Here is an 8,413-nt window from a genome sequence, read left to right on the forward strand (position 1 = left end):
GTATCTTGTCAGAACGTACAGGTCAACCGATTGATGTCATCGCAAAAGATACGGACCGCGATAACTTCATGACAGCTGAGCGTGCGAAAGACTATGGTCTTGTTGATCACATTATTTCTCGCAGTGAATTGAAAAAATCATAATTACCAAAGCTACAGTGACTTTTATAGTCATTGCAGCTTTTTTGTTTATGGCTAATGTTTAAGGAGACTGTAACGAAAGAGTGCACTTCCGGATAGCTTAAAAGCACGAGCCTGTATAGGTCAATCAAGGAAGTGGTGGCGGTATGGGACCGGGTTCACGTGGACACCGTGGTTTCGGGCCTGGATCATTCGGTAGAGGCGACGCTGGTCGTGGTTTTTAAATGAGAGTACAACAAGTGGCTCATGGTAGCCACTTGTTTTTTATGAATTTATGACGTGCAATTGTGGAAAATAGAGTACAATTCTGGATATCAAGATCTTAAAGACGTGAAAGGAAGATGGATAATGAACGTACAATTTTATTCTCGCCCGAACTGTACTTTGTGTGAAGACGCACGAATGATGCTACAACTTGTAAAAGAAGATGTTGAATTACATATAGAAGAAATCAATATTGAAGACAATGATGACATCCATGAAAAGTACTTACTCCGCATCCCAGTAATCGAAAGCAACGGAGTGGTAATTCAAGAAGGACGGATTGATTATCCTACGTTATTAGAGGCGTTTACATCATAAACGTCTTTTTTATTTGCTCTTTTTTTAGAAAAAGAGTATATTATTATTAAGGCGGGACATAAAATTATGTAGCGGGACAAAAAWCGTCCAATCGCTTTTCAGGAGGAGAATGCAATGAATCAATTACTTGGAGCACAACAAAAATTGTTACCGGAAATGACTGCGCTTCTCCAAAAAAGATATCGTTTATTGATGACCATCCAGTTAACTGCTGGAATTGGTCGCAGAGCCCTTAGTGAAATCGTTCATTCAACCGAACGGGAGACAAGAAGAGAGCTTGACATTTTACGGGCACAAGGATTAATACATGTGCTTGCAAATGGAATGGAAATTACGCATGAAGGTAAAGATGTTTTAGATAGCTTGAAAAATTTAGTACACGAATGGTCTGGATTAAGTGAACTGGAAAAACAACTTGAGAAGAGTTTCAAGTTAAGTCGCGTAATCATCGTGCCTGGAGATAGCGAAAAAGAAAGTCAGGCGAAGTCATTGATTGGTCAGGAAGCTGCAAAGCAACTGGAGCAATTATCGAAAGAGCGTGATATTGTCGCTGTAACGGGTGGAAGTACGATTGCTGCCATTACGAATCACTTGTCGGTGCACATCAAACCAAAGAATCTAGTGTTTGTGGCAGCGCGGGGAGGAATCGGGGAAAATGTGGAACTGCAAGCGAATCATATTGCATCTGCATTTGCCGCACAAGCCAGTGGTACTTCCAGAACATTATACTTACCTGATCATTTAAGTGAAACCGCATATAAGACCATGATAAAAGAGCCTGTCATTAAGGAAATGATGGACTTATATGATCACACGAACATTGTCATTCATGGTATCGGTGATGCAAAAGAAATGGCAAAACGACGCAACTCAAGCCTTGAGGAACTGGATATCATTTCAGGGAAACAGGCTGTGGGAGAAGCGTTTGGATACTATTTCAATGAGCAAGGCAAAGCCGTCCATCGGATTCGGACAGTTGGAATACAATTAAAACAACTGAATCAAGTGAAGCATTTACTAGCAGTAGCCGGTGGAGCATCAAAAGCTTCTGCCATGCTTTCATATTTAAAGCATGCACCCAATCAGACCGTATTGATTACGGATGAAGGTGCAGCGAAGAAATTAACTCAACTTATGAGTAATGAAAATTAGGAGGAACTATAAATGACTTTAAAATTAGCGATTAACGGATTTGGACGTATTGGGCGAGTGGTATTCCGTGAGGCATTACAACGTGACGGAGTGGAAGTAGTAGCAATTAACGACTTAACTGATGCAGCGATGTTAGCTCATTTACTGAAATACGATTCAATTCACGGCGTTTTTGATGCTGATGTTTCTTCTGAAGGCGAATACTTAATCGTCAATGGTAAACAAGTACGTGTGTATGCAGAAAAAGACCCATCGGTATTGCCTTGGAAAGACCTTGAAATCGATATTGTAATCGAATCAACAGGAATCTTCCGTGATGAAAAAACTGCAGGCAAACATATCGAAGCGGGTGCGAAAAAAGTTATCGTTTCTTCTCCTGGTAAAGGAAGTATGCCGACATTCGTTATGGGAGTTAACCACGAGTCTTATAACGCAGATTCGGATAATGTCGTATCAAATGCTTCATGTACTACAAACAGTTTGGCACCAGTGGCAAAAGTACTTCATGAAAGCTTTGGTATCAAACGTGGGATGATGACAACAATTCATTCTTATACAAATGATCAACGTATTTTAGATTTACCACATGAAGACTACCGTCGCGCACGTGCAGCTGCTGAATCAATGATTCCAACATCAACAGGCGCTGCAGCTGCAGTTTCACTAGTTCTTCCTGAATTAAAAGGCAAATTAGATGGGATGGCTGTTCGCGTACCAACACCAAACGTATCACTTGTTGATTTAGTAGTTGAGCTTGAAAAAGATGTAACGACTGAAGAAGTAAACTCAGCACTTAAATCTGCTTCTGATAATGAACTAAAAGGTTACTTAGAATATAACGAGTTACCATTAGTATCTCGTGACTATAACGGTAACGCTGCTTCGTCAACTGTTGATGGATTATCTACAATGGTTCTTGAGAAAAACATGGTAAAAGTATTGTCTTGGTATGATAACGAAACAGGCTACTCTACTCGTTGTATCGACCTTGCATTACACATGGCTAGCAAAGGTTTATAAGACGTTTAAGTTCTTGAGCTATAGTAGCGAATATTGTCATTAACCTCTATAATATAGTAGGGTAAAAGGAACGGAGGTACCCTCCGTTCCTTATTTTTTTAATTTTTGGAGGAGGAGATTCTTCATGAAACAAAAACAGACAATGCAACAGCTGGATTTAGCAGGTAAACGCGTATTTTGCCGGGTGGATTTCAACGTCCCGATGGAAGATGGCAAAATTACTGATGATACACGCATACGTGCAGCACTTCCAACGATTAAACAATTGATGGAAAAGGGTGCGAAAGTAATTTTGGCGAGCCATATGGGCCGTCCAAAAGGAGAAGTCACTGAAGAGTTACGCTTGACTGAAGTCGGTAAACATTTAAGTGAGCTATTACATAAACCTGTTCAAAAACTGGACGAGTCAGTCGGCGCGTCGGTTGAAGAAGCAATTGCCGGAATGGAAGACGGAGACATTGTATTGCTTGAAAATGTCCGTTTCCATAAGGGTGAAGAAAAAAATGATCAACAATTGGCTGAGCAATTCGCGAAGCTCGCAGATGTGTTTGTAAACGATGCTTTTGGAGCTGCGCACCGCGCTCATGCTTCAACAGAAGGAATTGCTAAGCACATTCCAGCAGTTTCTGGTTTGTTGATGGAAAAAGAATTGGATGTACTAGGTAAAGCATTATCGGAACCCGACCGACCATTTACAGCGATTATTGGTGGAGCAAAAGTAAAAGACAAAATCGGTGTAATTGATCATTTATTGGATAAAGTGGACAACCTTATTATCGGTGGAGGCTTATCTTATACATTTTCTAAAGCACAAGGCCATGATATTGGGAAATCTTTGCTTGAAGAAGACAAAATTGATTTAGCCAAATCATTTATCGATAAAGCGAAAGAAAAAGGCGTGAATTTATTCTTGCCGATAGACGTTGTCGTTGCAAATGAATTTTCAAAAGATGCCGAAACAAAAGTTGTCGCAATTGATTCGATTCCTTCTGATTGGATGGGTCTTGATATCGGACCAAAAACAACAGCTCAATATGCGGATGTCATTGCCAATTCGAAACTGATTATTTGGAATGGACCAATGGGCGTATTTGAAATGGCACCATTTGCGGAAGGCACGAAAGGTGTTGCAAATGCTATGGCCGAAACACAGGGTTATACAGTAATCGGCGGAGGCGATTCAGCCGCAGCTGTTGAAAAATTCGATGTTGCAGAAAAAATGGATCACATTTCGACTGGTGGAGGAGCTTCATTAGAGTTCATGGAAGGTAAAGACTTACCTGGAGTCATAGCTCTGAACGATCAAAACTAAGGAGGAATTCGTATGAGAAAACCCATTATTGCTGGCAACTGGAAAATGTATAAAACGTTATCTGAAGCAAAACAATTTGCAGAAGAAGTAAAAGGGTTGGCTCCGGATTCTGTGAAAGTGGATACGGTTATTTGTGCACCTGCTCTTTTTCTGGAGTCATTGAAACAAATCGTATCGGATTCTAACGTACATGTAGGCGCACAGACGATGCACTTTGAAACAGAAGGCGCTTTTACAGGAGAAGTCAGTCCTGTCCAATTAGCGGATTTAGGTGTTGACTATGTTATTTTAGGACATTCAGAACGCCGTGAATACTTCAACGAAACAGACGAAGCGGTGAATAAGAAAGCACATGCAGCTTTTGCCCATTCTTTAACGCCAATTATTTGCGTAGGTGAAACACTCGAAGAGCGTGAAGCTGGAAACACCACATCTAAGGTTGAAGGCCAAGTAGAGAAAGCGCTTGCAGATTTAACTGAAGAACAAGTGAAACAGTCCGTCATCGCGTATGAGCCAATCTGGGCAATTGGTACAGGCAAAACTGCGACATCTGAAAACGCAAATGAAGTATGTGGCGCCATCCGTGCGAAAGTGGAGTCATTGTATGGACAATCGGTAGCAGAAGCTCTTCGCATCCAGTACGGTGGCTCTGTAAAACCTGAAAATATTGATGAATTGTTAAGAATGGAGCATATTGATGGAGCTCTAGTAGGTGGGGCAAGCTTACAGCCTTCTTCTTTCCTGAAATTGTTGGAGGCTGGTGCCAATGTCTAAATCACCAGTTGCCTTGATTATTCTTGACGGTTTTGCACTACGTAATGAAGTTTTTGGCAATGCAGTGGCACAAGCGAAAAAGCCGAATTTCGATCGCTATTGGAATCAATATCCCCATGCATCGTTGATTGCGGCGGGAAATTCAGTAGGACTTCCTGAAGGTCAAATGGGCAATTCAGAAGTTGGGCATCTAAATATTGGAGCAGGACGGATTGTTTATCAAAACTTGACCCGTATCCATAAATCGATTTCCGATGGCGATTTCTATGACAACGCTGCATTTTTAGAAGCCATTGAACACGTTAAAGTACATGGCTCAAAATTACATTTGATGGGCTTATTATCGGACGGAGGAGTCCATTCACATTATGAACATTTGTTTGCTCTGTTAATGGTGGCGAAGAAAAATGGACTGGATGAAGTTTTTGTTCATGGATTCCTCGATGGGCGAGATGTCGGACCTACAACAGCCATCAACTATATTGAAAAAACAGAGCGTCAAATGGCGGAAATCGGAATCGGTAAGTTCGCAACCATAAGTGGACGTTATTTTGCAATGGACCGCGATCGTCGCTGGGAGCGAGTAGAGAAAACATATCGTGCACTCGTCGATGGTGTAGGTGAAACAGCTGCGTCAGCCGTGGCTGGAGTACAGGCTTCCTACGACAGTAACGTCGTGGATGAGTTTGTATTGCCGACTGTTATTGAAGATCATGGACAACCAGTTGCAACGATCGATTCACAGGACGCGGTCATTTTCTTCAATTTCAGACCTGACCGTGCGATTCAATTATCGTCTATTTTTACCAATCCAAGATGTGAAACAACATTTCCTTTAAGCGTGAAGCATCCAACAGATTTGAAGTTTGTGACTTTTACTGCTTACAGTGATGAAGTTGTGGCTACAGTTGCTTACGAAAGTGATAACTTACTGAACACGGTCGGAGAAGTTCTTTCAGCAAATGGAAAAACACAATTACGCATTGCTGAAACAGAAAAATATCCACATGTAACTTTCTTTATGAGTGGCGGACGGGAAGAACGGTTCCCTGGTGAAGAACGAATCCTCATCAATTCACCGAAAGTGGCGACATACGATTTACAACCAGAAATGAGCGCTTATGAAGTAACGGATGCATTATTGCAGGCAATTGACTCCGATCGATTTGATGGAATCATACTAAACTTTGCCAATCCGGATATGGTGGGGCATAGTGGCATGCTCGAACCGACGATTCGTGCAATCGAAGTGGTTGACGAATGTTTAGGTCGAATTGTGGATGCCTTGCTAGCTAAAGGTGGAGCGGCCATTATCACAGCAGATCATGGAAATTCTGACGAGGTCTTAACGGTCGAAGGAGCACCGATGACTGCACACACGACAAATCCGGTGCCGGTCATCGTCACGAAATCAGGCGTTGCATTACGAGAAGATGGCATTTTAGCCGATTTGGCGCCAACCATGTTACACTTATTAGGAATTAATCAACCACCTGAAATGACAGGTGAAACATTAGTGAAAGCTGAGGAGATTTAAACATGCCAATTATTACACAAGTACAAGCTCGCGAAGTATTGGATTCACGTGGTAATCCCACAATCGAAGTAGAAGTATTCACGGAAAGCGGCGCATTCGGCCGTGCAATCGTACCTTCTGGTGCTTCCACTGGTGAACATGAAGCCGTTGAACTTCGTGATGGAGACAAAGGTCGCTACCTTGGTAAAGGTGTGTTAAAAGCTGTTGAAAACGTTAACGATATCATTGCAGCTGAAATCGAAGAGAACTTCTCTGTTTTGGATCAAGTATCGATCGATCAGGCGATGATTGAATTAGATGGTACTGACAATAAAGGGAAACTTGGCGCTAACGCAATTCTTGGTGTATCAATTGCTGCTGCTCATGCTGCTGCAGATTACTTGGATATTCCACTTTATCAATACTTGGGTGGATTCAACGCGAAGCAACTTCCAGTTCCGATGATGAACATCCTTAACGGTGGAGCACACGCAGATAACAATGTTGATATCCAGGAATTCATGGTTATGCCTGTTGGAGCAGAATCTTTCCGTCATGCACTACGTATGGGTGCTGAAATTTTCCATAGCCTGAAATCCGTGCTACATGAAAAAGGATTGAACACTGCAGTTGGTGATGAAGGTGGATTTGCACCGAACTTAGCTTCTAATGAAGAAGCTCTTACAACAATCTTGACTGCTATTGAAAAAGCAGGTTACAAACCTGGTGAAGAAGTTTTGCTTGCAATGGACGTAGCTTCTTCTGAGTTCTTTAATAAAGAAGACGGTAAATACCACTTGGCTGGCGAAGGCATCGTGAAAACATCTGAGGAAATGGTTGCTTGGTATGAAGAGCTTTGCAATAAATACCCAATCGTTTCAATCGAAGATGGTTTGGACGAAAACGACTGGGCAGGTCATAAATTACTGACTGAGCGTTTGGGCGACCGCGTTCAATTAGTAGGAGACGACTTGTTTGTAACGAATACAACGAAACTTTCACGCGGAATCGAAGAAGGCGTTGGCAACTCAATCTTAATCAAAGTTAACCAAATCGGTACATTGACTGAAACATTTGATGCGATCGAAATGGCGAAGCGTGCTGGATATACTACTGTTATTTCACATCGTTCAGGTGAATCTGAAGATGCAACGATTGCTGATATCGCAGTTGCAACAAATGCAGGCCAAATCAAAACGGGTGCACCATCACGTTCTGACCGTGTGGCAAAATACAACCAATTGCTTCGTATTGAAGATCAATTGTATGACACTGCAAAATATTTAGGACTAAAAACGTTTTATAACTTGAAAAAATAATTGGAAAGCCGCACATCTTTTTAAAAAGGTGTGTGGCTTTTTTTTTGGATTTTTTAAAGAAATAGGTGTTTATCGTACATTTGCGCTAGTAATTTCTATTCTCTGACTAACTTAAAGCGCCATCCTGGAATTAGATTCAGTCCATTATGCGATAGGTTATTTTCGAATCTCTCCAGCAAACTATGGAGTCAAACTACATAGGTGCTATACATATTTCTACAAGATTCTATCATATTATCAAATAATCTGACAGAATTCTTATTCTATTTCTCTTAACTTATTGTGCTTATCTCTATTATTTGGTAAAATAGTTATTGTTGTGATGTTTCTGATCGGAGGTGGAACAAATGCATGCGTTTTTACTGACTTTACTCGTCATCGTTTCGCTAGCATTAATCGTTGTTGTGTTGTTACAATCAGGGAAAAGTGCAGGTTTATCAGGTGCCATCTCTGGCGGAGCTGAGCAACTTTTCGGTAAGCAAAAAGCAAGAGGTATTGATCTTGTCTTGCACCGTGTGACGATTGTATTAGCAGTATTATTTTTTATTTTGGCAATTGCCGTAACAAAATTATAATCAACAAATACGAACCGCCTGAC

General features: G+C 41.3%; 9 protein-coding genes. All 9 read left to right on the plus strand.

Going from position 1 to position 8,413, the window contains the following annotated elements:
• On the plus strand, window positions 1–143 hold a 143-nt coding region (locus AC1DSB_RS10285; protein WP_477586673.1), incomplete at its 5' end, for an ATP-dependent Clp protease proteolytic subunit.
• A gap of 345 nt (window positions 144–488) precedes the next feature.
• Window positions 489–722 carry a glutaredoxin family protein gene (locus AC1DSB_RS10290; protein WP_016429082.1) on the plus strand — a complete coding sequence of 78 codons (234 nt, stop codon included), beginning with the start codon at window positions 489–491 and terminating at the stop codon, window positions 720–722.
• Between the two features lie 114 nt (window positions 723–836).
• Window positions 837–1,874, plus strand: a complete 1,038-nt coding sequence (locus AC1DSB_RS10295) for a sugar-binding transcriptional regulator (RefSeq protein ID WP_477531416.1) — start codon at window positions 837–839, stop codon at window positions 1,872–1,874.
• A 12-nt stretch (window positions 1,875–1,886) separates the two neighbouring features.
• A complete protein-coding gene (gene gap / locus AC1DSB_RS10300) occupies window positions 1,887–2,894 on the plus strand; it encodes a type I glyceraldehyde-3-phosphate dehydrogenase (protein WP_477531417.1) in 1,008 nt (335 codons plus the stop codon).
• Between the two features lie 124 nt (window positions 2,895–3,018).
• Window positions 3,019–4,206 carry a phosphoglycerate kinase gene (locus AC1DSB_RS10305; protein WP_477531418.1) on the plus strand — a complete coding sequence of 396 codons (1,188 nt, stop codon included), beginning with the start codon at window positions 3,019–3,021 and terminating at the stop codon, window positions 4,204–4,206.
• A 12-nt stretch (window positions 4,207–4,218) separates the two neighbouring features.
• Window positions 4,219–4,980: a triose-phosphate isomerase gene (tpiA, locus tag AC1DSB_RS10310; protein ID WP_016429078.1), complete on the plus strand. Its 762-nt coding sequence runs from the start codon at window positions 4,219–4,221 to the stop codon at window positions 4,978–4,980.
• Entirely contained in the window at window positions 4,973–6,517 is a 1,545-nt protein-coding gene (gene gpmI, locus AC1DSB_RS10315; RefSeq protein ID WP_477531419.1) for a 2,3-bisphosphoglycerate-independent phosphoglycerate mutase, read from the plus strand. Before tpiA ends, gpmI begins: the two co-directional genes overlap by 8 nt.
• Before the next feature lie 2 nt (window positions 6,518–6,519).
• Window positions 6,520–7,815, plus strand: a complete 1,296-nt coding sequence (gene eno, locus AC1DSB_RS10320; RefSeq protein WP_016429076.1) for a phosphopyruvate hydratase — start codon at window positions 6,520–6,522, stop codon at window positions 7,813–7,815.
• 347 nt (window positions 7,816–8,162) lie between these two features.
• Window positions 8,163–8,390, plus strand: coding sequence for a preprotein translocase subunit SecG (gene secG, locus AC1DSB_RS10325; protein WP_016429075.1), 228 nt, complete (start codon window positions 8,163–8,165; stop codon window positions 8,388–8,390).
• Window positions 8,391–8,413 lie beyond the last annotated feature (23 nt).

This window comes from Paenisporosarcina sp. P4_E4_2 (genome assembly GCF_056401595.1).